25 protein-coding genes and 1 other RNA gene are annotated in these 25,613 nt (G+C 52.5%); 7 read left to right on the forward strand and 19 right to left on the reverse strand.

What is annotated here, in order from left to right:
* Nucleotides 1–5: 5 nt before the first annotated feature.
* The 4 genes from prfB to xerD form a co-directional block, all read right to left on the reverse strand.
* A protein-coding gene (gene prfB, locus D9734_RS12485) for a peptide chain release factor 2 (RefSeq protein WP_096179399.1) occupies nt 6–1,104 on the reverse strand; the annotation gives its coding sequence in 2 pieces (ribosomal slippage) (nt 6–1,028 and nt 1,030–1,104; 1,098 coding nt in all).
* A gap of 91 nt (nt 1,105–1,195) precedes the next feature.
* Nucleotides 1,196–2,929 (reverse strand): single-stranded-DNA-specific exonuclease RecJ, encoded by a 1,734-nt coding sequence (gene recJ, locus D9734_RS12490; RefSeq protein WP_130207824.1) that lies wholly within the window; start codon nt 2,927–2,929, stop codon nt 1,196–1,198.
* A gap of 5 nt (nt 2,930–2,934) precedes the next feature.
* Nucleotides 2,935–3,645: a bifunctional protein-disulfide isomerase/oxidoreductase DsbC gene (gene dsbC, locus D9734_RS12495; protein WP_130207826.1), complete on the reverse strand. Its 711-nt coding sequence runs from the start codon at nt 3,643–3,645 to the stop codon at nt 2,935–2,937.
* 24 nt (nt 3,646–3,669) lie between these two features.
* On the reverse strand, nt 3,670–4,566 hold the full coding sequence (gene xerD, locus D9734_RS12500; protein WP_064529792.1) for a site-specific tyrosine recombinase XerD: 897 nt from the start codon (nt 4,564–4,566) through the stop codon (nt 3,670–3,672).
* Nucleotides 4,567–4,677: 111 nt separating this feature from the next.
* Here xerD and fldB point away from each other — a divergent pair, with 111 nt between their 5' ends.
* Nucleotides 4,678–5,199, forward strand: coding sequence for a flavodoxin FldB (gene fldB, locus D9734_RS12505; protein WP_130207828.1), 522 nt, complete (start codon nt 4,678–4,680; stop codon nt 5,197–5,199).
* A 39-nt stretch (nt 5,200–5,238) separates the two neighbouring features.
* On the opposite strand, the gene D9734_RS12510 is transcribed toward fldB, so the two are convergent.
* Together D9734_RS12510 and sdhE are read right to left on the reverse strand one after the other, a co-directional pair.
* The gene (locus D9734_RS12510; protein ID WP_064529790.1) at nt 5,239–5,646 is read right to left on the reverse strand and encodes a protein YgfX; all 408 of its coding nucleotides are present in this window, start codon (nt 5,644–5,646) and stop codon (nt 5,239–5,241) included.
* Nucleotides 5,627–5,893: an FAD assembly factor SdhE gene (gene sdhE / locus D9734_RS12515; protein ID WP_000354046.1), complete on the reverse strand. Its 267-nt coding sequence runs from the start codon at nt 5,891–5,893 to the stop codon at nt 5,627–5,629. The genes D9734_RS12510 and sdhE overlap by 20 nt, the downstream gene beginning before the upstream one ends.
* 251 nt (nt 5,894–6,144) lie before the next feature.
* Here sdhE and ygfZ point away from each other — a divergent pair, with 251 nt between their 5' ends.
* On the forward strand, nt 6,145–7,125 hold the full coding sequence (gene ygfZ, locus D9734_RS12520) for a tRNA-modifying protein YgfZ (protein WP_130207830.1): 981 nt from the start codon (nt 6,145–6,147) through the stop codon (nt 7,123–7,125).
* A gap of 433 nt (nt 7,126–7,558) precedes the next feature.
* On the opposite strand, the gene D9734_RS12525 is transcribed toward ygfZ, so the two are convergent.
* On the reverse strand, nt 7,559–8,218 hold the full coding sequence (locus D9734_RS12525) for a hemolysin III family protein (protein WP_130207832.1): 660 nt from the start codon (nt 8,216–8,218) through the stop codon (nt 7,559–7,561).
* A 163-nt stretch (nt 8,219–8,381) separates the two neighbouring features.
* A complete protein-coding gene (yqfB, locus tag D9734_RS12530; protein WP_130207834.1) occupies nt 8,382–8,693 on the reverse strand; it encodes a N(4)-acetylcytidine aminohydrolase in 312 nt (103 codons plus the stop codon).
* Nucleotides 8,694–8,737: 44 nt separating this feature from the next.
* Between yqfB and bglA the strand changes: the two genes are divergently transcribed.
* Entirely contained in the window at nt 8,738–10,171 is a 1,434-nt protein-coding gene (gene bglA, locus D9734_RS12535; protein WP_165383280.1) for a 6-phospho-beta-glucosidase BglA, read from the forward strand.
* A gap of 61 nt (nt 10,172–10,232) precedes the next feature.
* Here the strand turns inward: bglA and D9734_RS12540 are convergent, their stop codons facing one another.
* From D9734_RS12540 to ygfB, 8 genes are all read right to left on the reverse strand, one after another.
* Entirely contained in the window at nt 10,233–10,976 is a 744-nt protein-coding gene (locus tag D9734_RS12540; RefSeq protein ID WP_130207838.1) for an SDR family oxidoreductase, read from the reverse strand.
* Nucleotides 10,977–11,144: 168 nt separating this feature from the next.
* Complete coding sequence (gene gcvP / locus D9734_RS12545) at nt 11,145–14,018, reverse strand: aminomethyl-transferring glycine dehydrogenase (RefSeq protein WP_130207840.1); 2,874 nt, start codon at nt 14,016–14,018, stop codon at nt 11,145–11,147.
* A 118-nt stretch (nt 14,019–14,136) separates the two neighbouring features.
* Complete coding sequence (gcvH, locus tag D9734_RS12550) at nt 14,137–14,526, reverse strand: glycine cleavage system protein GcvH (RefSeq protein WP_001295377.1); 390 nt, start codon at nt 14,524–14,526, stop codon at nt 14,137–14,139.
* A 23-nt stretch (nt 14,527–14,549) separates the two neighbouring features.
* On the reverse strand, nt 14,550–15,644 hold the full coding sequence (gene gcvT, locus D9734_RS12555; RefSeq protein WP_000068706.1) for a glycine cleavage system aminomethyltransferase GcvT: 1,095 nt from the start codon (nt 15,642–15,644) through the stop codon (nt 14,550–14,552).
* Nucleotides 15,645–16,088: 444 nt separating this feature from the next.
* On the reverse strand, nt 16,089–17,291 hold the full coding sequence (ubiI, locus tag D9734_RS12560; RefSeq protein WP_130207842.1) for an FAD-dependent 2-octaprenylphenol hydroxylase: 1,203 nt from the start codon (nt 17,289–17,291) through the stop codon (nt 16,089–16,091).
* Nucleotides 17,292–17,313: 22 nt separating this feature from the next.
* Complete coding sequence (gene ubiH / locus D9734_RS12565; RefSeq protein ID WP_130207844.1) at nt 17,314–18,492, reverse strand: 2-octaprenyl-6-methoxyphenyl hydroxylase; 1,179 nt, start codon at nt 18,490–18,492, stop codon at nt 17,314–17,316.
* A complete protein-coding gene (gene pepP, locus D9734_RS12570; RefSeq protein WP_130207846.1) occupies nt 18,489–19,814 on the reverse strand; it encodes a Xaa-Pro aminopeptidase in 1,326 nt (441 codons plus the stop codon). Before pepP ends, ubiH begins: the two co-directional genes overlap by 4 nt.
* 25 nt (nt 19,815–19,839) lie before the next feature.
* The gene (gene ygfB / locus D9734_RS12575; protein ID WP_135383206.1) at nt 19,840–20,418 is read right to left on the reverse strand and encodes a UPF0149 family protein YgfB; all 579 of its coding nucleotides are present in this window, start codon (nt 20,416–20,418) and stop codon (nt 19,840–19,842) included.
* Nucleotides 20,419–20,585: 167 nt separating this feature from the next.
* Here ygfB and zapA point away from each other — a divergent pair, with 167 nt between their 5' ends.
* From zapA to D9734_RS12590, 3 genes are all read left to right on the forward strand, one after another.
* On the forward strand, nt 20,586–20,915 hold the full coding sequence (gene zapA / locus D9734_RS12580) for a cell division protein ZapA (RefSeq protein ID WP_001276008.1): 330 nt from the start codon (nt 20,586–20,588) through the stop codon (nt 20,913–20,915).
* A gap of 41 nt (nt 20,916–20,956) precedes the next feature.
* A non-coding RNA gene (gene ssrS, locus D9734_RS12585) (6S RNA) lies at nt 20,957–21,140 on the forward strand.
* Between the two features lie 20 nt (nt 21,141–21,160).
* Nucleotides 21,161–21,763, forward strand: a complete 603-nt coding sequence (locus D9734_RS12590) for a 5-formyltetrahydrofolate cyclo-ligase (RefSeq protein ID WP_130207850.1) — start codon at nt 21,161–21,163, stop codon at nt 21,761–21,763.
* A gap of 100 nt (nt 21,764–21,863) precedes the next feature.
* On the opposite strand, the gene ibsC is transcribed toward D9734_RS12590, so the two are convergent.
* The 3 genes from ibsC to rpiA form a co-directional block, all read right to left on the reverse strand.
* On the reverse strand, nt 21,864–21,923 hold the full coding sequence (gene ibsC / locus D9734_RS12595) for a type I toxin-antitoxin system toxin IbsC (RefSeq protein ID WP_071525914.1): 60 nt from the start codon (nt 21,921–21,923) through the stop codon (nt 21,864–21,866).
* Between the two features lie 239 nt (nt 21,924–22,162).
* Nucleotides 22,163–23,395: a phosphoglycerate dehydrogenase gene (serA, locus tag D9734_RS12600; protein ID WP_064529774.1), complete on the reverse strand. Its 1,233-nt coding sequence runs from the start codon at nt 23,393–23,395 to the stop codon at nt 22,163–22,165.
* Between the two features lie 254 nt (nt 23,396–23,649).
* Nucleotides 23,650–24,309 (reverse strand): ribose-5-phosphate isomerase RpiA, encoded by a 660-nt coding sequence (gene rpiA, locus D9734_RS12605; RefSeq protein WP_130207853.1) that lies wholly within the window; start codon nt 24,307–24,309, stop codon nt 23,650–23,652.
* A gap of 329 nt (nt 24,310–24,638) precedes the next feature.
* On the opposite strand from rpiA, the gene argP reads away from it, so the two are divergent.
* Entirely contained in the window at nt 24,639–25,532 is an 894-nt protein-coding gene (argP, locus tag D9734_RS12610; RefSeq protein WP_000828349.1) for a DNA-binding transcriptional regulator ArgP, read from the forward strand.
* The last annotated feature ends 81 nt before the right edge of the window (nt 25,533–25,613 follow it).

Genomic DNA, 25,613 nt, shown 5'->3' on the forward strand with positions numbered 1-25,613 from the left:
GTTCCTCATAACCCTGCTTTCAAACTTGCTTCGATAAATTGATCCAGGCTGCCGTCCAGCACGGCCTGCGTGTTGCGGGTTTCTACCCCGGTACGCAGATCTTTAATGCGGGAGTCATCAAGGACATAAGAACGAATCTGGCTGCCCCAGCCGATGTCGGACTTGGTGTCTTCCATCGCCTGTTTCTCGGCATTCTTCTTCTGCATCTCCAGTTCATAAAGCTTCGCTTTCATCTGCTTCATGGCCTGGTCTTTGTTCTTGTGCTGGGAACGGTCGTTCTGGCACTGGGTCACGATCCCGGTTGGGATGTGAGTAATACGCACCGCAGATTCGGTACGGTTAACGTGCTGACCACCCGCGCCGGACGCGCGATAAACGTCAATGCGCAGATCCGCCGGATTGATTTCGATATCAATATCATCATCAACTTCCGGGTAAACAAACGCGGAGCTGAACGACGTGTGGCGACGACCGCCGGAGTCAAACGGACTCTTACGCACCAGGCGGTGAACACCTGTTTCTGTACGCAGCCAGCCGTAAGCGTAATCGCCGGAGATTTTGATCGTCACGGATTTAATACCCGCCACTTCACCTTCCGACTCTTCGATGATTTCAGTTTTGAAACCACGCGATTCAGCCCAGCGCAGATACATACGCTCAAGCATGCTCGCCCAGTCCTGTGCTTCCGTACCACCAGACCCCGCCTGAATATCGAGGTAGCAGTCGGCGCTGTCATATTCGCCAGAGAACATACGGCGGAATTCAAGCTGCGCCAGTTTTTCTTCCAGGGCGTCGAGTTCAGCAACGGCTTCGTTAAAGGTTTCTTCGTCGTCAGCTTCTACAGCCAGTTCCAGCAGACCAGAAACATCTTCCAGCCCCTGTTTCATTTGGTCGAGGGTGTCGACAACGGCTTCGAGGGAGGAACGCTCTTTACCCAGCGCCTGTGCGCGTTCGGGTTCGTTCCAGACATCCGGCTGTTCCAGCTCGGCGTTTACTTCTTCCAGACGCTCTTTCTTGGCGTCGTAGTCAAAGATACCCCCTAAGAACGTCGGAGCGTTCCGTGAGGTCCTGAATGCGATTATTTACCGGATTAATTTCAAACATGGTCTGATTTCTTTTATTGAGCTAGTCAAAATGCGGTGATAAGAGCGGGATTGTACCGGATCCCGGCTCAATTTTATACATACTAAATTCGTCAGACAGGCCAGATATTGTCGATGATAATTTGCAGGCTGCGGTTGCCGCGAAACTCGTTGATATCCAGTTTATAGGCTAGTTGCACTTCACGCACACCGTTATCCGGCCAGAGGGCCGTATCAACGTTAAACGCAATACCATCCAGCAACGGGCCACCACCGACCGGTTCGACCATCACTTTCAGATGACGCTCGCCTACCAACCGCTGTTGCAACAGGCGGAAATAGCCATCAAACAGTGGTTCCGGGAACATCTGCCCCCACGGGCCAGCATCACGTAGCAGCTGCGCCACTTCCATGGTCATCTCTTCAGCGCTTAACGGGCCGTCGGAGACAACTTCACCCTGTAATAATGCGGGGTCCAGCCACTCGGTAACCAGTTCGCCAAAGCGTTGCTGAAAAAGTTCGAATTTATCCTCTTCCAGCGACAGGCCTGCCGCCATCGCATGGCCGCCAAACTTGAGCATCATGCCCGGATAGAGCGTGTCTAAGCGCTCCAGCGCATCGCGCATATGCAGCCCCTGAATGGAGCGTCCAGAACCTTTTAACGTACCGTCTCCCGCTGGCGCAAACGCAATAACCGGACGGTGAAAACGCTCTTTAATACGCGAAGCCAGAATACCGACAACCCCCTGATGCCATTCAGGATGATACATTGCCAGCCCGCCGGGCAGCGTGTCGCGACTGCGCTCCAGTTTCTCGCACAGAGTTAGCGCCTCAACCTGCATTCCCTGTTCAATCTCTTTGCGCGTCTGGTTTAGGGCGTCGAGTTCATTTGCCAGCACACGCGCTTCGCCGATGTTGTCGCACAGTAACAGCGCCACTCCGACGGACATATCATCCAGTCGCCCGGCAGCATTGAGACGTGGCCCCAGCGCAAAACCTAAATCGCTGGCGGCGAGTTTTTGCGGATCGCGGTTTGCCACTTCCAGCAGCGCTTTAATCCCTGGGCGGCACTTCCCGGCGCGGATTCGGCTCATGCCCTGCCAGGTCAGGATACGGTTATTCGCATCCAGCGGCACCACGTCCGCCACCGTCCCGAGCGCCACCAGATCCAGCAATTCCGCCAGATTAGGGATTGCAATGCCACGGTCATCAAACCAGCCCTGATCGCGCAAAAAGGTGCGCAGCGCCAGCATCAGATAAAATGCGACGCCTACGCCTGCCAGTGACTTCGATGGAAAGTCGCAGTCACGCAAGTTAGGGTTAATAATGGCTTCCGCCGCGGGTAACGTATCGCCCGGCAAATGGTGATCGGTAACAATAACCGGAATGCCCAGCGTGCGAGCGTGTTCAACGCCCGCGTGAGAGGAAATGCCGTTATCCACCGTCACAATCAACTGCGCGCCACGGGCATGCGCCTGCTCAACCACTTCCGGGCTTAAGCCGTAACCGTCTTCAAAACGGTTCGGCACCAGGAAGTCGATGTTGGCGCAGCCAAGCGAACGCATCGCCAGCACGCTAAGGGCGGTACTGGTGGCGCCGTCGGCGTCGAAATCTCCGACCACAGTTATCCGCGTTCCTTCGCGAAAAGCGTTGTAAAGGATCTCAACGGCCTTTTCGACGCCGCTCAGTTGCTGCCAGGGCAGCATCCCTTTAACACCGCGTTCCAGTTCCTGCGCGCTACGCACGCCCCGGCTGGCGTATAAACGACGCAGCAAGGGCGGCAGATCAGCAGGCAGGTCTGCCGTTTCATCGATTTCACGGCGACGAAGTTTTATCTGTTGTTTCACGCGAATTATTTACCGCTGGTCATTTTTTGGTGTTCGTCGAGGAATTCTTTCATGTCTTTCGGCGGCTGGTAGCCTGGCACCAGAGTACCGTTGCTCAGCACAATCGCCGGAGTACCGCTGACGCCAAGCTGGACGCCAAGCGCGTAATGGTTGGCAATATCCACGTCGCAACTGGCTGGCGCGACGCTTTTACCCGCCATCACATCATCAAACGCTTTGTTTTTATCTTTCGCACACCAGATGGCTTTCATTTGTTGCTCAGCCTGGCTCTCCAACCCCTGGCGCGGGAAAGCGAGATAACGCACGGTGATCCCCAGCGCGTTGTAGTCTGCCATCTGCTCATGCAGCTTGTGGCAGTAGCCACAAGTAATATCGGTGAACACGGTGATGACGTGTTTTTCCTGCGGCGCTTTATAAACAATCATATCTTTTTCAAGCGCGTTCAGTTGCTTTAACAGCATCTTATTGGTGACATTGACCGGAGCTGTGCCGCTAACGTCATACATTGGCCCCTGAATGATATGTTTACCATCATCGGTGATGTACAACACACCGCTGTTAGTCAGAACTGTCTTCATGCCAGCCACGGGTGCGGGCTGAATATCGCTGCTTTTGATGCCCATTTTGGCTAACGTTTGTTGAATTGCCGCGTCATCCGCCTGAACAAAGCCTGAAAACGCCGCCAACAAAGTAAACAACATAAAACCTTTCTTCATAAATCTTCCCGTTCTTTTCAGACATCACGCCCGTGGGTGATGCTGTTGATGAAGTTGCCGCAGACGCTCGGTAGCGACATGCGTATAAATTTGCGTGGTGGAGAGATCGCTATGGCCCAACAACATCTGCACCACGCGTAAGTCCGCACCATGATTTAACAAATGAGTGGCAAAGGCATGACGCAACACATGCGGTGACAGCTTTTCGCTATCGATACCCGCCAGCACGGCATAATGTTTAATGCGGTGCCAAAAGGTCTGGCGCGTCATCTGCTGCGCGCGCTGGCTGGGAAACAGCACATCAATCGACACACCGTTCAATAGCCATGGCCGCCCGTGTTCCAGATAGTTTTCCAGCCAGTAGACCGCCTCTTCACCTAACGGCACCAGGCGTTCTTTGTTGCCTTTACCAATGACCCGTACCACGCCCTGGCGCAGGCTGATATCACTCATTGTCAGCCCGACCAGTTCCGAGACACGCAGCCCGGTAGCATACAACACTTCAAGCATGGCTTTGTCGCGAAGCTCCAGAGGCTGATCGACTAAAGGTGCCTGTAATAATCTTTCAACCTGCGCTTCGCTTAAATCTTTCGGCAAACGCTGGGGCAATTTCGGCGAAGCCAGATGTGCACTGGGATCGTCTTCACGAAACTTTTCGCGATAAAGATACTGGAACAATCGGCGCACCGCACTCAGCAAACGTGCTGAACTGGTGGCTTTATACCCGCCCTCCAGCCGTTCTGCCAGTAATGCCTGCAAATCGTCACTTTGTGCCGTTGCCAGCGTCAGCCCACGATGATGCAACCACTCCACCATCATTGACAGATCGCGACGGTATGCGTTCAACGTATTTTCGGCGAGATTTTTTTCCAGCCACAGGGCATCCAGAAACTGCTCGATGCGTGCCAGATCTTGTTTCACTTGCGCCCCTTATCGTTACTCGTTTGATCCATTATGCCTTATTGTGCCGTGACTAAAGCGATTCTGATACACTAGCCGCAAAAGCCACAGCAGAATCGAGAAGCTTACGTTATGAATATGGGTCTTTTTTACGGTTCCAGCACCTGTTACACCGAAATGGCGGCGGAAAAAATCCGCGATATTATCGGCCCAGAACTGGTGACCTTACATAACCTCAAGGACGACTCCCCGAAATTAATGGAGCAGTACGATGTGCTCATTCTGGGTATCCCGACCTGGGATTTTGGCGAAATCCAGGAAGACTGGGAAGCCGTCTGGGATCAGCTCGACGACCTGAACCTCGAAGGTAAAATTGTTGCGTTATATGGGCTTGGCGATCAGCTGGGATACGGCGAGTGGTTCCTTGATGCGCTCGGCATGCTGCATGACAAACTCTCGACCAAAGGCGTGAAGTTCGTCGGCTACTGGCCAACGGAAGGATATGAGTTTACCAGCCCGAAACCGGTGATTGCTGACGGACAGCTGTTCGTGGGTCTGGCGCTGGATGAAACTAACCAGTATGACCTTAGCGACGAGCGTATTCAGAGCTGGTGTGAGCAAATCCTTAACGAAATGGCAGAGTATTACGCCTGATGTGACTGACGGCTTTGCGCATTAGCGTTGCCGTCATGTTTACCTTTGCGTCTCTTGTTGCAACAAAATTCGCCGTAAATCCCGCCATTCGGCTTCGTCCATGCTGTCTGCTGCCAGCCATAAATGTTGACGTTTGCCACTATCAGCGCGTAAACGCAACATCATACCGCTTTTAATCATCCATGGCGCTTTGACGATGCTCCACTCTTGCCCTTGCCAACGCAAACGCCCGTCCATCAACAGGCGAATTTCCCCCTGACGAGCATTAATGCGCCGCTGGCTGCGAACGCAATCAAACACCACTAGCGAAAGCAACACCATCCATAACGGGGTGTAACTGAGCGGCCAGGGCATGAGTAAAATAACAGCGGCAACCAGCCCATGAATCAGCAAGGAAAGCCACTGTGCGCGCCAGGAGACGCGCAGATCAGATTGCCACAGGACCACGTTCCCGGTTCCGTGTCTGGATAAGTCGGACCATCATTTCCAGTTCTGCATCGGCCGGTTTACCGTGATTCATCAGCCAGTTGAACAGGTCCGGGTCGTCGCATTCCAGCAGACGAATAAAGATGCGTTTTTCGTCATCACTTAAGCTGTCGTACTCATGTTCGAAAAACGGCATGATTGAAATATCGAGTTCGCGCATACCACGGCGGCATGCCCAATGAATGCGGGCTTTGTTGTTAATGTCCATCTTCTTCCTGTCTCACGAAAATCCAGTACCAGGCTATTGTAACGTGTTTTTCGACTTCTTTTGCGGGAATATCGGTAAACACAATCGCGATCGCGAAATTAATCCGCAACAATTCAATGGCTTCATTTTTTTGGATGTCGCCTCGCAAAGCATATCAGAAGGCACAGATCGCGTAGTGAAAGCACTTGCATTGCCTCATAGCTCTTTTACCATTAGTCATTAATACGCCGTTTGTTACACAGGACTCCATTATGGCTTTTACACCTTTTCCTCCCCGTCAGCCTACGGCTTCTGCCCGTTTACCACTGACGCTGATGACGCTTGATGACTGGGCGCTTGCCACCATTACTGGCGCGGACAGCGAAAAATATATGCAGGGCCAAGTGACAGCAGACGTCAGCCAGATGTCAGAAGACCAGCATTTGCTCGCCGCGCATTGCGACGCCAAAGGTAAAATGTGGAGCAATTTGCGTCTGTTCCGCGACGGCGATGGCTTTGCGTGGATTGAACGCCGCAGCGTGCGTGATTCGCAGCTGACTGAACTGAAAAAATATGCGGTGTTTTCTAAAGTGACCATCGTGCCGGACGATGAACGTGTGCTGCTCGGTGTTGCCGGTTTTCAGGCACGCGCCGCGCTGGAAAATCTCTTCAGCGAAATGCCTTCGAAGGAAAAACAGGTAGTTAGAGAAGGTGCGACCACACTGCTATGGTTTGAACATCCGGCAGAACGTTTTCTGATCGTAACCGATGAAGCTACCGCTAATACTTTGACCGATAAACTGCGCGGTGAAGCGGAACTGAACAATAGCCAACAGTGGCTGGCATTAAACATTGAAGCGGGTTTCCCTGTTATTGACGCTGCTAACAGTGGGCAGTTTATCCCGCAGGCGACTAACCTTCAGGCGCTGGGCGGTATCAGCTTTAAGAAAGGCTGCTATACCGGGCAAGAGATGGTGGCACGAGCTAAGTTCCGCGGAGCCAACAAACGCGCGCTCTGGTTGCTGGCGGGTAGCGCCAGCCGTTTGCCGGCAGCTGGTGAAGACTTAGAGCTGAAAATGGGCGAAAACTGGCGTCGTACCGGTACAGTGCTGGCTGCGGTAAAACTGGAAGATGGTCAGGTAGTGGTTCAGGTCGTCATGAATAACGATATGGAACCGGACAGCATCTTCCGCGTTCGTGATGATGCGAATACATTGCGTATCGAGCCGCTGCCGTATTCGCTGGAAGAGTAAATCGCTGTATCGCTTCGGGCATCTATTGCCTGATGCGACGCTCGCGTGTCTTATCAGGCCTTCAACTTGGTGCCTTTTTCACAAATGGAAAGCGGTCCGCAGGTCGGGTAAGGCGTTCACGCCGCATCCGGCAGTTGCGCTCCGATGCCTGATGCGACGCTGGCGCGTCTTATCAGGCCTGGGATTTGGTGCCTTTTTCACAAATGGAAAGCGGCCCGTAGGCCGGATAAGGCGTTCACGCCGCATCCGGCAGTTGTACTCCGATGCCTGATGCGGCGCTAGTGCGTCTTATCAGGCCTTCAACTTGGTGCCTTTTTCACAAATGGAAAGCGGCCCGTAGGCCGGATAAGGCGTTCACGCCGCATCCGGCAGTTGCGCTCCGATGCCTGATGCGACGCTGGTGCGTCTTTTCATGCCGACAAAGACACAGCCATTACGGCTGTCCAATATACAAATAGATCGCCAGGAAATGGCACACACTGCCGCCGAGCACAAAGCCGTGCCAGATGGCGTGGTTGTAGGGGATGCGTTTGCAGACGTAGAAAATCACCCCAAGCGAGTAAACCACACCGCCTACTGCCAGTAAGGTAACGCTGCCCGCCGCGAGTTTAACTGCCATTTCATAAATCACCACCAGTGACAGCCAACCCATCGCCAGATAAGTCACCAGAGATAAAATTTTGAATCGGTGCGCGATGGTCAGTTTGAACAGAATCCCCAGCAATGCCAGGCTCCAGATAACAATCATCAACCCGCGCGCTAACGGAGAATCCAGCCCCACCAGCAAAAACGGCGTGTAGGTTCCGGCAATCAACAGGTAAATGGCGCAATGGTCAAATTTCTTCAGCCACATTTTTGCCCGTTGATGGGGAATGGCGTGATAAAGCGTCGAAGCGAGGAACAGCAGGATCATACTGCCGCCATAAAGGCTGTAACTGGTTATCGCCGTGGCGCTGGCATTAAGATCCACCGCCTGAATCAGTAGCAATACCAACCCGACGATACCAAACACCAGCCCGATGCCGTGACTGATGCTGTTGGCAATTTCCTCTGCCAGCGAATATCCCTGCTTAATGAGAGGCTTCTGAACCATAACTTACTCCGGAGAAACGTACACGCACGTGAACACTTCTCCAGCGTAACTGAGAATAGTTCCAGTGAACACCTGTTAGCTAAAATAAATTCTGATTTGAGAGTAATCTCCGAAAAATCATGAAATTAAATGTTAAATTTCAACTAACAGGCGTGAGTTCAACTTAAAGGCATTTAAATTCAATTACATAAAACTGTGTCTGACCAGGATAGATGTCGGCAATGACTTTTTTCAGTTCAGGCAGGGTCATATTTTCCTGTTGTGCATGTTTTTCTGTGAGAGTATCCAGCGTTACGGTTGAAGTTGCGGTAACTTCAATGGTGCAAAAATAGCCGTCATCTTCAAAGCACCCGACGCGGAGCACATCGCCCGGTTTAAAGTGCGATTCAGACTCGTCGCGAATAGTGATGGTTTTACGCCCAGCCAGAATGTCATCCTGGAAACGTTGAAAAAAAGTGATGTCGTTTGGCTGCATGGTACTATTTCCTGTAAGAATTGACTCATTTGGAGCCTATGATAGTGAAAAAACTCACCTTACCGAAAGATTTCTTATGGGGTGGCGCAGTTGCCGCTCATCAGGTCGAAGGCGGCTGGAACAAAGGCGGCAAAGGGCCGAGTATTTGCGACGTGCTAACCGGTGGCGCACACGGCGTGCCGCGCGAAATCACCAAAGAAGTTTTGCCCGGCAAATACTATCCGAACCATGAAGCCGTTGATTTTTATGGCCGCTACAAAGAAGACATCAAGCTGTTTGCCGAAATGGGCTTCAAATGTTTTCGTACATCCATCGCCTGGACGCGCATTTTTCCAAAAGGCGATGAAACACAGCCAAACGAAGAAGGGCTGAAGTTCTACGATGATATGTTCGATGAACTGCTGAAATACAACATCGAACCGGTGATCACCCTCTCCCACTTTGAAATGCCACTGCATCTGGTGCAGCAATACGGTAGCTGGACCAACCGTAAAGTGGTTGATTTCTTTGTGCGTTTCGCGGAAGTGGTATTTGAACGCTATAAGCATAAAGTCAAATACTGGATGACCTTCAACGAAATTAACAACCAGCGTAACTGGCGTGCGCCGCTGTTCGGTTACTGCTGCTCCGGCGTGGTGTATACCGAGCATGAAAACCCGGAAGAGACGATGTATCAGGTGCTGCATCATCAGTTTGTCGCCAGCGCCCTGGCGGTGAAAGCCGCGCATCGCATCAACCCGGAGATGAAAGTCGGTTGTATGCTGGCGATGGTGCCGCTCTATACTTACTCCTGTAACCCGGACGATGTGATGTTCGCTCAGGAGTCGATGCGCGAGCGCTACGTCTTTACCGATGTGCAGCTGCGTGGCTATTACCCGTCCTATGTGTTGAACGAGTGGGAGCGTCGCGGATTTAACATCAAGATGGAAGATGGCGATCTGGATATACTGCGCGAAGGCACCTGCGATTATCTTGGCTTCAGTTATTACATGACCAACGCGGTGAAGGCCGAAGGCGGCACCGGCGATGCGATCTCTGGTTTTGAAGGCAGTGTACCGAACCCATTTGTTAAAGCGTCGGACTGGGGATGGCAGATTGATCCGGTGGGTCTGCGCTATGCACTATGCGAATTGTATGAGCGTTATCAGAAGCCGCTGTTTATTGTCGAAAACGGTTTTGGCGCTTACGACAAAGTAGAAGAAGATGGCAGCATCATCGATGACTACCGTATTGACTACCTGCGCGCCCATATTGAAGAGATGAAAAAAGCGGTGACTTACGATGGCGTGGATCTGATGGGCTACACGCCGTGGGGCTGCATCGACTGCGTGTCGTTCACTACCGGGCAGTACAGCAAACGCTACGGCTTTATCTATGTGAATAAACATGACGACGGTACTGGCGATATGTCGCGTTCACGTAAGAAGAGCTTTAACTGGTACAAAGAGGTGATTGCCAGCAACGGCGAGAAGCTTTAAGTAGATAAAGTACCGGATGCAATACTTGCTGCGTTGCATCCGGTCAGACAACTTTCCTGTTTTATTTCCCACCTGCCAAATCGATAAAACTTCCCGTGACATAAGATGCTTTATCACTAATCAGCCAGACAATGGCCTGCGCGACCTCTTCCGCCTGTCCGCCACGCTGCATCGGAATGTTCGATTTCACGCGATCGACGCGTCCGGGTTCACCACCGCTGACGTGCATTTCGGTATAGATAAAACCGGGTCGCACGCCATTGACGCGAATTCCCTGCGCGGCGACTTCCAGCGATAGTCCGGTGGTTAACGTATCAATCGCCCCTTTCGATGCCGCATAATCAACGTATTCCCCCGGCGATCCCAGCCGTGAGGCTACCGAAGAGACATTGACGATAGCGCCGCCATTGCCGCCGTTTTTAAACGCCATGCGTTTTACCGCCTCGCGTGAGCAGAGAAAATATCCCGTTACGTTGGTGGAAAATACTCGGTTGATTCGCTCTGCGGTAAGGTTTTCTACGGTGCACTGGGTAAACAAGATCCCGGCATTGTTGACCAGCACGGCTAGCGGTTCATCACGCTGGTCGATTGCTGTAAACATTGCGACGATCTGGTTTTCGTCGCTGATATCCGCCTGGAGTGCAAATGCCTTGCCACCGGCTTTCGTTATTAAGTTCACCACTTCCTGCGCCGCGTGGAGGTTTTGCTGATAATTAAGCGCAACCGTATACCCTTCTTGCGCCAACAGTAACGCAGTTGCCCGCCCAATACCACGACTGCCGCCGGTCACAAGTGCTATAGCCATTTGTTTTCCCCATAAATTAAGACTGATGACAAAGCCAAAAGAACGCACGATCAGTTCCCTCGCCCTAAAAGGGCGAGGGGGAAAACCGTACCATCATTTACGCTTGAGCAAATTGTCAGCAAGTAAAAAGGCGCCGAAGCGCCTTTAGAAGATAGTCGAATCAGTGAATTACTGGTATTCGCTAATCGGTACGCAGGAGCAGAACAGGTTACGGTCGCCGTAAACATCATCCAGACGTTTCACCGTCGGCCAGTATTTGTCTGCCACGCCTGCCGGGAATACTGCAACTTCACGGCTGTACGGATGCGCCCACTCGGCGACCAGTTCGCTCTGAATGTGCGGCGCGTTGACCAGCGGGTTATCTTCCAGCGGCCAGACACCGGCTTTCACCTGGTCGATTTCTGCGCGGATAGCCAGCATCGCGTCGATAAAGCGATCCAGTTCCACTTTGCTTTCAGATTCAGTCGGTTCAACCATCAGCGTACCCGCCACCGGGAACGACATCGTCGGCGCGTGGAAACCGTAGTCGATCAGGCGCTTGGCAATATCCAGCTCGCTGATGCCGGTTTCTTCTTTCAGCGGGCGAATATCGAGAATACATTCGTGCGCCACGCGACCGTCGCGACCGGTATACAGCACCGGGAAAGCATCCTGCAGGCGGCTGGCAATATAGTTGGCGTTGAGGATTGCCACCTGGCTTGCTTTTTTCAGCCCTTCTGCGCCCATCATGCGGATGTACATCCAGCTGATTGGCAGAATGGATGCGCTACCGAACGGTGCCGCAGAAACCGCGCCCTGACGGGTTAACATGCCTTCGATTTGCACCACGCTATGGCCCGGCACAAACGGCGCCAGATGCGCTTTCACGCCGATCGGTCCCATACCTGGGCCGCCACCGCCGTGCGGAATGCAGAAAGTTTTATGTAGGTTAAGGTGCGAAACGTCCGCGCCAATAAAGCCCGGCGAGGTGATGCCAACCTGGGCGTTCATGTTCGCGCCATCAAGGTAAACCTGACCGCCGAACTGATGCACGACTTCACACACCTCACGGATCGTTTCTTCGTACACGCCGTGGGTGGAAGGATAGGTCACCATGATACAGGAGAGGTTATCGCCCGCCTGTTCCGCTTTCGCGCGCAGATCAGTCAGATCGATGTTGCCGTTTTTATCACACGCCACAACTACCACCTGCATTCCTGCCATATGTGCAGAAGCAGGGTTAGTTCCGTGCGCAGAAGCCGGGATCAGGCAGATATCGCGATGCCCTTCGTTGCGGCTTTCATTATAGTGACGAATCGCCAGCAGGCCCGCGTATTCGCCCTGTGCGCCAGAGTTCGGCTGCATACAAACGGCGTCGTAACCGGTCAGTTTCACCAGCCAGTCAGCCAGCTGCGCGATCATCTGCTGATAACCTTCGGCCTGTTCCGGCGGGCAGAACGGGTGCAGTTCGGCAAATTCCGGCCAGGTGATCGGGATCATCTCGGCGGCGGCGTTCAGTTTCATGGTGCAGGACCCCAGCGGAATCATCGCCTGATTCAGCGCCAGATCTTTACGCTCCAGCGAGTGCATATAGCGCATCATTTCGGTTTCGCTGTGGTAGCGATTAAACACAGGATGGGTGAGGATTTCGTCATCACGCAGCATCGCAGGTTGAATAGAGCGACTGTCGTGAGCCACGTCTTTATCCAGCGTGTCGATCTCCAGCCCGTGGTTATCGCCCAACAGCACGCTGAAAAGCTGCATCACGTTTTCGCGCGTGGTTGTTTCATCAAGGGTGATCCCAACCGCGTTCAGAATATCGCTACGCAGGTTAATTTCAGCCGCTTCGGCACGCGCCAGTACGCCCGCTTTGTCGGCTACTTCCACACACAAAGTGTCGAAATAGTGCGCATGGCGCAGCTTCAGACCTTTTTGTTGCAGGCCCGCCGCCAAAATATCGGTCAGGCGGTGGATGCGGTTAGCGATACGTTTCAGGCCAACCGGACCGTGATAAACGGCGTACAGGCTGGCGATGTTTGCCAGCAGTACCTGGGAAGTACAAATGTTGGAGTTCGCTTTCTCACGGCGGATATGTTGCTCGCGAGTCTGCATCGCCATGCGTAGCGCAGTATTACCCGCGGCATCTTTCGATACGCCAATAATACGACCCGGCATTGAGCGTTTGTATTCATCTTTCGCCGCAAAGAATGCTGCGTGCGGGCCACCGTAGCCCATCGGTACGCCAAAGCGTTGCGCCGAACCAAAAACAATATCCGCGCCCTGTTTACCCGGCGCGGTTAACAGCACCAGCGCCATAATATCGGCGGCGACGCTGACCACAATTTTGCGTGATTTCAGTTCGCTGATAAGCGCAGTGTAGTCGTGAATTTCACCAGTAGTGCCGACCTGCTGTAACAGCACGCCGAACACATCCTGATGCTCGAGCACTTTTTGCGCGTCATCGACAATCACTTCAAAACCAAAGGTTTCGGCACGAGTACGTACCACATCCAGCGTTTGCGGATGAACGTCAGAAGCAACAAAGAAGCGGTTGGCATTTTTCAGTTTGCTGACGCGTTTAGCCATCGCCATTGCTTCGGCGGCAGCGGTGGCCTCGTCCAGAAGAGAAGCCGAAGCCATATCCAGCCCGGTTAAATCCAGCGTTACCTGCTGGAAGTTGAGCAGTGCTTCGAGGCGGCCCTGGGAGACTTCAGGTTGATACGGAGTATACGCGGTATACCAGCCCGGATTTTCCAGCATGTTACGCAGAATAACCGGCGGCAACTGCACGGCGGTGTAACCCATGCCAATGTAAGACGTGAAGCGTTTATTGCGACTGGCAATAGCCTTGAGTTCAGCCAGCGCGGCGTATTCGTTCGCCGGTGCGCCAACCTGCGGCGGGGTCGCAAGCTGAATATCTTTCGGCACAATCTGGCCGGTCAGCGCGTTTAACGATTGTGCGCCAACGGCATTCAGCATTTCTTGCTGTTGCGCGGCGTCCGGTCCGATATGGCGTTCAATAAAAGCGCCGCTGTTTTCAAGCTGGCTTAACGTCTGTGTCATGAGCGATGGTTCCTGAAACGTGCAGTGAATTGTGAACCTCTCTCCTTGCGAAGAGAGTGAGGGTGAGGCGTAAATTTTCCTCACCCTGATCCTCTCCCGCAGAAGAGGATTAAAGCCGTTACTCGTCTTCTAACAATGCTTCGTATGCGGTCGCATCCAGCAGTGATTCCAGTTCGCTTTCATCACTGGCTTTGATTTTAAAGATCCAGCCGCCTGCATACGGTTCGCTGTTCACCAGTTCCGGGGAATCGCTCAGTGCGTCGTTTACCGCCACAATTTCACCGCTTACTGGCGCATAAATGTCTGACGCCGCTTTTACTGATTCGGCAACCGCGCAGTCATCACCCGCGCTAACCGTTGCGCCGACTTCCGGCAGGTCAACAAACACCATATCGCCTAACAGCTCCTGAGCGTGTTCGGTGATGCCAACGGTGTAAGTGCCGTCGGCTTCTTTACGCAGCCATTCGTGTTCTTTGCTGTATTTCAGTTCTGCTGGTACGTTGCTCATCAATCAATCTCCAAAAAAGTAAATCACGCGACGGCTTTGCCGTTACGCACAAAAACAGGTTTCGTCACTTTAACCGGCATTTCACGGTTGCGAATTTGCACAATCGCTGTTTCGCCAATGCCTTCCGGCACGCGCGCCAGCGCAATGCTGTAGCCCAGCGTCGGTGAGAAAGTACCGCTGGTGATAATGCCTTCATGCTGGTTGCCCTGCGCGTCGGTAAAACGTACCGGCAGTTCATTACGCAGCACGCCTTTTTCGGTCATCACCAGGCCAACTAATTTTTCTGTGCCATGTTCACGCTGCGCTTCCAGAGCTTCACGACCAATAAAGTCACGATCTGCCGGTTCCCAGGCGATAGTCCAGCCCATGTTGGCGGCTAAAGGAGAGATGGTTTCGTCCATCTCCTGACTATAAAGATTCATACCCGCTTCCAGACGCAGCGTGTCACGCGCGCCCAAGCCACATGGCTTAACGCCCGCTTCCACCAGCGCGCGCCAGAAATCGGCCGCTTTTTCATTGGGCAGCGCAATTTCGTAGCCCGCTTCACCGGTGTAACCGGTGGTGGCAATAAACAGATCGCCCGCCTGCACGCCAAAGAACGGTTTCATCCCTTCCACCGCCTGACGCTGGGCGTCATTAAACAGTGTGGCAGCTTTTGCCTGAGCATTCGGCCCTTGTACGGCAATCATGGAAAGGTCATCACGAACGGTAATTTCGATGCCGAAAGGTTCAGCGTGTTGGGTAATCCAGGAGAGGTCTTTTTCGCGGGTGGCGGAGTTAACAACGAGGCGGAAGAAATCTTCAGTAAAGTAGTAGACGATGAGGTCATCTATCACACCGCCAGAGGCATTCAACATCCCCGAGTAAAGGGCTTTGCCGCTTTTGGTGAGCTTCGCCACATCGTTCGCCAGCAGATAACGCAGAAACTCCCGGGTGCGGCTGCCGCGGAGATCGACGATGGTCATATGCGACACATCAAACATTCCGGCATCGGTACGTACCGCATGATGTTCGTCGATTTGCGAACCGTAATGCAGCGGCATCATCCAGCCGTGGAAATCCACCATGCGAGCGCCGCAAAGCGTGTGTTGTTCGTACAAAGGAGTCTGTTGTGCCATCTTGTCCTCATTGAATAAGCGGGGCTGACAACTTTTCGTGGTGAAATTGTCACCACGAAACCCAGCACTGGAGCCACTCCCGGTCCCCAACGCAATCGTTCTCTTTTCCCTGAACTTACCACCGAAACAGACGGTTAACCATAAGGAAAAATTGATCATCACATTAGCTTATGGTTAAAAATCTCAAAAATGACAACAGGACAAAAAACCAAATAACGCGATACACGCAAACAAACATAACGAGTTAATAAAACAATTTTGAATAAATCGATATTAAGAACTAAAAAATTGTCAAAAATCGCTAAATCAAAAATTCACGATATTAGAAAATATAATGCGAAATTACGGGTGAAATTAGTTTATTTCAAATGAGGAAAATCTCCCGGCGAAAAACCGGGAGATGAAAGTGTGATGGGTATCAAATAAACAAAAGATGAGAAATTTTTAACGCAGCCATTCAGGCAAATCGTTTAATCCCATTGCCTGACGAATAAGTTGCGGTTTAACGCCAGGAAGCGTGTCGGCCAGTTTCAGACCAATATCACGCAGCAGTTTTTTCGCTGGATTAGCTCCAGAAAACAGATCGCGGAATCCTTGCATACCTGCCAGCATCAGTGCCGCGCTGTGCTTGCGGCTACGCTCATAGCGACGCAGGTAAATGTACTGCCCGATGTCTTTACCCTGACGATGCAGTCGTTTCAGTTCAGCAATCAGCTCTGCAGCATCCATAAAGCCGAGATTTACCCCCTGCCCCGCCAGCGGGTGGATGGTATGCGCGGCGTCGCCCACCAGCGCCAGACGGTGCGCGGCAAACTGGCGCGCATAACGCCCCGTCAGCGGGAACACCTGACGCTCGCTCTCAACCTTGCATAAGCCCAGTCGATTATCAAAAGCGATATTTAACGCGCGATTAAATTCGTCTTCCCCTGCCTGCTGCATCCGCTGCGCTTCCTCTGGCGACAGTGACCAGACAATCGAGCAAAGATGCGGATCGCTAAGCGGTAAAAAGGCCAGAATGCCTTCGCCATGGAAAACCTGCCGCGCCACCGCATCATGCGGTTCTTCCGTGCGAATGGTCGCCACCAACGCGTGATGCTGATAATCCCAGAAAGTCAGCGGAATATCGGCCTTGTTGCGCAACCAGGAATTAGCGCCGTCCGCACCAATTACCAGACGCGCCGTTAACATGCTGCCATCTTTCAGCGTCAGGAAGGTTTCGTTTTCCCCCCAGGCGACCTGTTGTAATTCTGCGGGGGCCAGCAGGGTGATATCTGACGACTGCAGCGCTTTGTTCCACAGCGCGTAGTGAATCACTGAGTTTTCAACGATATGCCCAAGATGGCTATAACCCATGCTTTGATCGTCAAACGAGATGTGACCAAAACTGTCTTTATCCCACACTTCCATACCGTGATAACAGCTGGCTCTGCGAGAGAGGATGTCCTGCCAGACGCCAAGACGGGTGAGTAATTTTTCGCTGGCGGCATTGATAGCCGAAACGCGCAGTTGTGGTGGTGCATCCGCCGCCAGAGATTCCGGTACGCGCTGCTCCAGTACGGCAACGCGTAAGCCGCTCCCCTGTAAGCCGCAGGCAACCGCCAGCCCCACCATGCCGCCGCCAACAATGGCTACATCAACACTTTGCATTGTTTATTCCTTAAAACCGCCTTCAACGCGCCACCCAACCGAGGGTGCGCTGCGCCAGCACATCGCGTGCCGGGGTGAATAATTCCATCGTCATCAGCCCGATGTTGCGCCCGACAACCAACGGCGCCCAACGGTTGGCAAAAAGATGTACCAGACTGTCCGTGACGCCGATGGTTGCTTCGCGATCGCTCTGTCGACGCTGCTGATAACGGCACAATACGCCGTAATCACCAATGTCTTCTGCGCGCTCCTGCGCCTGGGTCAGGGTTTCCGCAAGGCTCATCACATCACGCATACCGAGGTTAAATCCTTGCCCGGCAATCGGGTGCAGGGTTTGTGCCGCATTGCCCACCAGCACGGTGCGATGGGTAATCGGTCTGGCGGCGCGGGTTAACGCCAGCGGATAAGCACTGCGTTTACCGGCGTGGGTAATTTGCCCCAGTCGCCAGCCAAAGGCCGACTGGAGTTCACGGCAAAACTTCTCGTCGCTCCACGCCAACACTTCTTCGCGCCGTTCCAGTGGATGACACCAGACCAGCGAACAGCGTCCTTCAGACATCGGCAACATCGCCAGCGGGCCATGTTGCGTAAAGCGTTCAAAAGCGCGCCCTTCATGCGCAATGGAAGTTGCAACGTTCGCAATCACAGCCAGTTGTTCGTAGGGCTCCTGCTGCCAGTCAACGCCACAGGTAGTAGCTAACGAGGAATGCGTACCGTCAGCCGCCACCAGCACGCGGCCCGTCAGCGTCTCGCCACTCTCCAGCGTCACTTCAACGTTAGCTGGGGTACGAACAACATTAGCAATGCGATCCGGGCAATGCAGCGTTACGCCAGGCGCTTTGCGCAACAGCGCAAACAGCCGTTGCCCGACATTGTGCAATTCGACAACCTGCCCCAGCGCCGCCAGTTGGTAATCTTCTGCGGCGAGGGTGACGAATCCGGCATGACCACGATCGCTGACATGCACGGTGGTGATGGCGGTTGCGCAATCAGCCAGAGATTGCCAGACACCGATGCGCGCCAGCTGCTGACAGGTGCCCGCCGCCAGCGCAATAGCCCGTCCATCAAAGCCCGGATGAGCATGAGACTCTGGCGCGGTCGCTTCAATCAAATGTACCGGCAGCGTCCCGTGACTTAACCGGGAAATAGCCAGCGCCAGCGTCGCGCCAGCCATGCCGCCACCGACGATGATTACGCTCATTGCTTTCTCGCAGCTGCCATCAATGCTTCGATTTCTTCCGGCTTTTTCACCACGCTGGCGGTGAGGTTTTCGTTGCCGTTTTCGGTAATCACAATGTCGTCTTCAATACGAATGCCGATACCGCGATATTGTTCTGGCACTTCTGCATCCGGCGCAATATACAGCCCTGGCTCTACGGTCAGTACCATGCCCGGTTCCAGAATGCGCGAGCGCTCCTGGCCATAAACGCCAACGTCATGGACATCCAGTCCTAACCAGTGGCTAAGGCCATGCATAAAGAAAGGACGATGTGCGTTCTGAGCGATCAGTTCATCAACATCACCTTTCAAGATGCCGAGTTTTACCAGGCCGCTAATCATGATGCGCACCACTTCACCGGTGACTTCCTGAATGGATGTTCCCGGACGATACAGGCGCAAGCTGGTTTCGAGAGATTCCAGCACAATGTCGTAGATTTCGCGCTGGGCCTGGGTGAATTTGCCATTGACCGGGAAGGTACGGGTGATATCGCCCGCGTAACCTTTATATTCACAACCAGCATCAATCAACACCAGGTCGCCGTCGCGCAGTTCACACTCGTTTTCGGTGTAATGCAGAATGCAGCCGTTTTCACCGCTGCCGACAATGGTGTTATAGGAAGGATAGCGCGCACCGTGGCGGTTGAATTCGTGGTGAATTTCGCCTTCCAGATGGTACTCGAACATCCCCGGACGGCATTTTTCCATCGCCCGGGTATGCGCCAGTGCGGTGATTTCACCCGCGCGGCGAAGTACGGCAATCTCTTCCGGCGATTTGAACAGGCGCATTTCATGAACAATGGGACGCCAGTCGATCATCGTTGCTGGCGCGGTGAGATTTTGCCGCGAGCCTTTACGCAATTTTTCCAGCGCACTATTCACGATTTCATCAGCATATGCATATTCGCCCTGGGCGTGGTAAACCACATCCAAACCGTTAAGCAGTTGATAAAGTTGCTGATTAATTTCACTGAACGCCAGAGCGCGATCAACGCCCAGTTTCTCTGGCGCGGCATCCTGACCTAAACGACGGCCAAACCAGATCTCCGCCGTCAGGTCGCGCACGCGGTTAAACAAAACGCTGTGGTTATGAGTGTCATCGCTTTTAATCAGCACCAGTACCGCTTCCGGTTCATTAAAGCCGGTGAAGTACCAGAAGTCGCTGTTCTGACGATAGGGGTATTCGCTGTCGGCGCTTCGGGTCACTTCTGGTGCCGCAAAAATCAGCGCGGCGCTGCCGGGTTGCATTTGCTCCACCAGGGCCTGACGGCGGCGCTGAAATTCCTGCTGAGATATCTCACTCATAACACTCTCCTTACGTTTTTTGTTTTTAGTGTAGAGTCGGTTTTTGTACTTCTGGTGCGGTCGGTTGCGGATGAGTAAAGGTGTCATGGCATAACAGCGCAGCAACACGGACGTACTCGATGATCTCTTCAAGCGACATTTCCAGCTCTTCTTGATCTTCGTCTTCGTCGTAGCCCAGTTGTGCGATGTTACGCAGATCGTCAATGGCTTCACCAGTTTCGCCAGTCACTTTATCCAGCTTCGGCTGAGTGACGCCAAGACCGAGCAGGAAGTGATTTACCCAGCCTGCCAACGCATCAGCGCGATCGAAAACGCTAACGCCATCGCCATCAGGCAGATAAAGCTGAAAAAGGAAGCCGTCATCTTGCAAGGCATCACTGGTGGCAGAGTGCATTTTGCGCAATGCTTGGGCAAGTTCATGCCCGAAAGCCATACCTTCGTTCGTCAGGTCGTGAAGCAGCGGCAGCCAGGAGCTGTCATCATTACCGCCACATATCATCCCACTGATTAAACCATGCATCTCAGCAGGGGTCAGACCTGTCCCTTGTTGGTTCAGATACTGGTTCATTTCATTGTAACCAGGCATTTCGTTCTGTATTGACATAAGCATTCGGCATCAAAGGGAGGAAGATTCATGATATGCTATCACTTTGGACCCTGGTGGACCAGAAAAGGGCTTGTCTCATTGCACCAGGGTAGCTATAGTTTCGCCCCTTCGCAGACCAAAGGTCTGAAGGCGAAGGCAGCGCAGTCAATCAGCAGGAAGGTGGCATGTCTGCACAACCCGTCGATATCCAAATTTTTGGCCGTTCACTGCGTGTGAACTGCCCGCCTGACCAAAGGGATGCGTTGAATCAGGCTGCGGACGATCTGAACCAACGGTTGCAAGATCTGAAAGAACGCACTAGAGTCACAAATACTGAACAGTTGGTTTTCATTGCCGCATTGAATATCAGCTACGAGTTAGCGCAAGAAAAAGCGAAGACTCGTGACTACGCGGCAAGTATGGAACAGCGTATTCGGATGCTGCAACAGACCATAGAACAAGCGTTACTTGAACAAGGTCGCATCACCGAAAAAACGAACCAAAACTTTGAATGACACTTTCCGGTTTACTGTGGTAGAGTAACCGTGAAGACAAAATTTCTCTGAGATGTTCGCAAGCGGGCCAGTCCCCTGAGCCGATATTTCATACCACAAGAATGTGGCGCTCCGTGGTTGGTGAGCATGCTCGGTCCGTCCGAGAAGCCTTAAAACTGCGACGACACATTCACCTTGAACCAAGGGTTCAAGGGTTACAGCCTGCGGCGGCATCTCGGAGATTCCCTTCTTATCTGGCACCAGCCATGACACAACTACCAGAACTCCCACTGACATTATCCCGACAAGAAATCCGCAAAATGATTCGGCAACGTCGTCGTGCGTTAACGCCGGAACAACAACGTGAAATGGGCCAGCAGGCTGCCATGCGGATGATGAGTTATCCCCCTGTTGTGATGGCGCATACGGTCGCTGTATTCCTCTCTTTTGATGGCGAACTCGACACCCAGCCGCTCATAGAGCAACTCTGGCGCGCAGGTAAGCGCGTGTATCTTCCCGTTTTGCATCCCTTTAGTGCCGGTAATTTACTGTTCCTGAATTATCATCCTAAGAGTGAACTGGTAATGAACAGGTTGAAGATCCACGAGCCAAAACTGGACGTGCGTGACGTGCTACCCCTTTCCCGATTAGACGTCCTGATAACGCCGCTGGTCGCCTTTGATGAGTTCGGTCAACGGCTGGGAATGGGCGGTGGATTTTATGATCGGACATTGCAAAACTGGCAGCACTACAACATGCAGCCAGTAGGTTATGCCCATGATTGCCAGTTGGTGGAAAAACTCCCCGTAGAAGAATGGGACGTCCCGCTGCCTGCGGTGGTTACGCCATCGAAAATCTGGGAGTGGTGAGAGCGACACACCTGCATCGCCCTGATTGACATAGTTGATTCTTTAACCTAATTTAGTGAGTAAGGGTAAGGGAGGATTGCTCCTCCCCTGAGACTGACTGTTAATAAGCTGGGAAACTTATGAGTAACAGTACAATCAGTATGATGACAAGTCGCATCATAACCCTTCTCTTTTAAGCCCTCGCTTCGGTGAGGGCTTTACCGTTACAGCCCTGTGCTGCCCCGCCATCGTAAATCCTCTTTGAATAAACACAACGCATTGATCTGGCTTTAATTTATTTCTTCGAGCAGGCTCGCAAAGGCGATTACACAGCGATGCAAATGCCGTAATTAGCGCGGTAAAAGGGATAAAAAAACGGGCAAGTCAGTGACCTGCCCGTTGATTGTCAAAGAAGGGGAATTAGTACAGCAGACGGGCGCGAATGGTACCCGGAATAGCTTTCATAGCCTGCAGAGCTTTTTCGGCAACGTCTTCGTCAGCTTCAATATCAATAACGACGTAACCCATCTGGGCAGAAGTTTGCAGATACTGGGCAGCGATGTTAACGCCCTGCTCGGCAAATATTTTGTTCAGCGCAGTCAGCACGCCCGGACGGTTTTCGTGGATGTGCATCAGACGACGCCCACCGTGCAGTGGCAGAGAGACTTCCGGGAAGTTCACCGCAGAGAGCGTTGAGCCATTGTCAGAGTACTTGATTAATTTGCCCGCAACTTCCAGGCCGATATTCTCCTGTGCTTCCTGAGTCGAACCGCCAATGTGTGGCGTCAGCAGAACATTGTCGAATTCGCACAGCGGAGAGGTAAATGGATCGCTGTTAGTCGCCGGTTCCGTCGGGAACACGTCGATTGCGGCCCCTGCCAGATGTTTGCTCGCCAGAGCGTCACACAGCGCCGGAATATCAACCACCGTTCCGCGCGAAGCGTTAATCAGTAGCGAGCCCGGCTTCATCAGCGAGATCTCTTTCGCGCCCATCATATTTTTGGTAGACGCATTCTCTGGCACATGCAGACTCACTACATCGCTCATATTCAGCAGGTCGGAAAGATGTTGCACCTGAGTGGCGTTGCCCAACGGCAGTTTGTTTTCAATATCATAGAAGTAAACATACATCCCCAGCGATTCTGCCAGAATGCCCAGTTGCGTACCAATATGACCATAACCAATAATGCCCAGCTTTTTGCCGCGCGCTTCAAAAGAACCTGCGGCCAGCTTGTTCCATACGCCACGGTGCGCTTTGGCGTTGGCTTCCGGCACTCCGCGTAATAGCAGCAGAAGTTCGCCAATCACCAGCTCAGCAACGGAACGCGTATTTGAAAACGGGGCATTAAATACCGGGATCCCGCGTTTTGCCGCAGCATTCAAATCAACCTGGTTGGTCCCAATGCAGAAACAGCCAATAGCGACCAGTTTTTCAGCAGCGTTGATCACGTCTTCGGTCAGATGGGTACGGGATCGCAAGCCGATGAAGTGGGCATCGCGGATGGATTCTTTTAATTGTTCATCATCCAGCGCGCCTTTGTGAAATTCGATGTTGGTGTAACCTGCCGCACGAAGGCTTTCGAGCGCCTTTTGATGCACGCCTTCTACCAGCAGAAACTTAATCTTGTCTTTCTCCAGCGATACCTTTGCCATTTACCCAATCCTGTCTTTGAAATGTTGTGTGCGGATTTGCGTCCGCCTTTCAACATATCAAAAAATAATATTGCGGCAATATGAACGTTTGCGTCGCGATGTTGAGGAAATATCACGCAAAGATATTTCTTGGATGAATATGCTGGTTTAGAGGATTTATTTAGAGCAATCGACAATAGCCTGGTAAAAACGTGACACATGTCACTAAATTTAATGAAGAGAATTTTTTTAACGGGGGAGATTCCCCCGTCAGATCATTTCACAATGGTTTTGACACCGTCAGGTGTGCCAATCAGCGCAACGTCCGCGCCACGGTTAGCAAACAAGCCAACGGTCACCACGCCAGGAATCGCATTTATAGCGTTTTCCATCGCGATCGGGTCAAGGATTTCCATGCCATGGACGTCGAGGATCACGTTGCCATTATCGGTCACCACACCCTGACGGTATTCCGGACGACCGCCCAGTTTCACCAGCTGGCGCGCCACTGCACTACGTGCCATCGGAATAACTTCTACTGGCAGCGGGAATTTGCCCAGAATATCAACCTGCTTGGAAGCGTCTGCAATACAGATAAATTTTTCCGCAACCGAAGCAATGATTTTTTCACGGGTCAGAGCCGCGCCGCCGCCTTTGATCATTTGCATGTGGCCGTTGATTTCATCTGCGCCATCAACGTAGATGCCGAGGCTGTCTACTTCATTGAGATCAAAAACGTGAATGCCGAGGCTCTTCAGTTTTTCAGTGGATGCATCCGAGCTGGAAACTGCCCCTTCAATCTGATCTTTCATCGTGCCGAGCGCATCAATAAAGTGTGCGGCGGTGGAACCTGTACCTACGCCAACAATGGTACCGGGCTGAACATACTGAAGTGCCGCCCATCCTACTGCTTTTTTCAATTCATCCTGCGTCATGATCGTTTCGCCTGTGGTATGAAATTTCACACGCATTATATACAAAAAAAGCGACCCGGACCCCGTCAGCAAGTCGGCGACGCATTTATCCATGAAATAACAGGTAACACCGGACATCCTCTTTTGCCCTGGTAAGCCAGGGGCTTGATAATATGACGAATATGAATAATATCCATTGCGGGTTTCGCGCCTCACAAAGACTAAAAAAGCACGATAAAGCCAACCAAAATTTCCATTATGACTGCTTTTGCATACGTTAAATGCTCTGTACCCAAAGCAAAATTATGTCATAGTTCGGCATAAGAAAATTTGAGGAGCAGGTTAAAGCAATGAAACGCCCGGACTACAGGACATTACAGGCACTGGATGCGGTGATACGTGAACGAGGATTTGAGCGCGCGGCACAGAAATTGTGCATTACGCAATCAGCCGTCTCACAGCGCATTAAGCAGCTGGAAAATATGTTCGGGCAGCCGCTGTTGGTGCGAACGGTTCCCCCGCGCCCGACAGAACAAGGGCAAAAATTACTGGCACTGCTTCGCCAGGTCGAGCTGCTGGAAGAAGAGTGGCTGGGCGATGAACAAACCGGTTCCACCCCACTACTGCTCTCGCTGGCAGTCAACGCCGACAGTCTGGCAACCTGGTTGCTTCCGGCACTGGCTCCTGTACTGGCTGATTCGCCTATTCGCCTGAACTTACAGGTGGAAGATGAAACTCGCACCCAGGAGCGTCTGCGTCGAGGTGAAGTGGTCGGCGCGGTGAGTATTCAACATCAGGCGCTGCCCAGTTGCCTGGTCGATAAACTTGGCGCGCTCGACTATCTGTTCGTCAGCTCCAAACCGTTTGCCGAGAAATACTTCCCCAACGGAGTAAGTCGTTCTGCGCTGCTCAAAGCACCAGTAGTCGCGTTTGACCATCTTGACGATATGCACCAGGCATTTTTGCAGCAAAACTTCGATCTGCCGCCTGGTAGCGTACCGTGCCATATCGTTAACTCGTCCGAAGCCTTCGTGCAGCTCGCTCGCCAGGGTACAACCTGCTGTATGATCCCACACCTGCAAATTGAAAAAGAATTGGCCAGCGGAGAGTTGATTGATCTGACGCCCGGGCTATTCCAACGGCGAATGCTCTACTGGCATCGCTTTGCCCCTGAAAGCCGCATGATGCGTAAAGTCACTGATGCTTTGCTCGACTATGGTCACAAAGTGCTTCGTCAGGATTAATCAATCAGTTAACGCCTGATAGCACATATCAGGCGTTTTTCTTTTTTTCTTTTTTATTCTTTGAATAACGTCACAAAACAG

Source organism: Escherichia sp. E14S1 (assembly GCF_004211995.1).
Classification (GTDB): domain Bacteria; phylum Pseudomonadota; class Gammaproteobacteria; order Enterobacterales; family Enterobacteriaceae; genus Escherichia.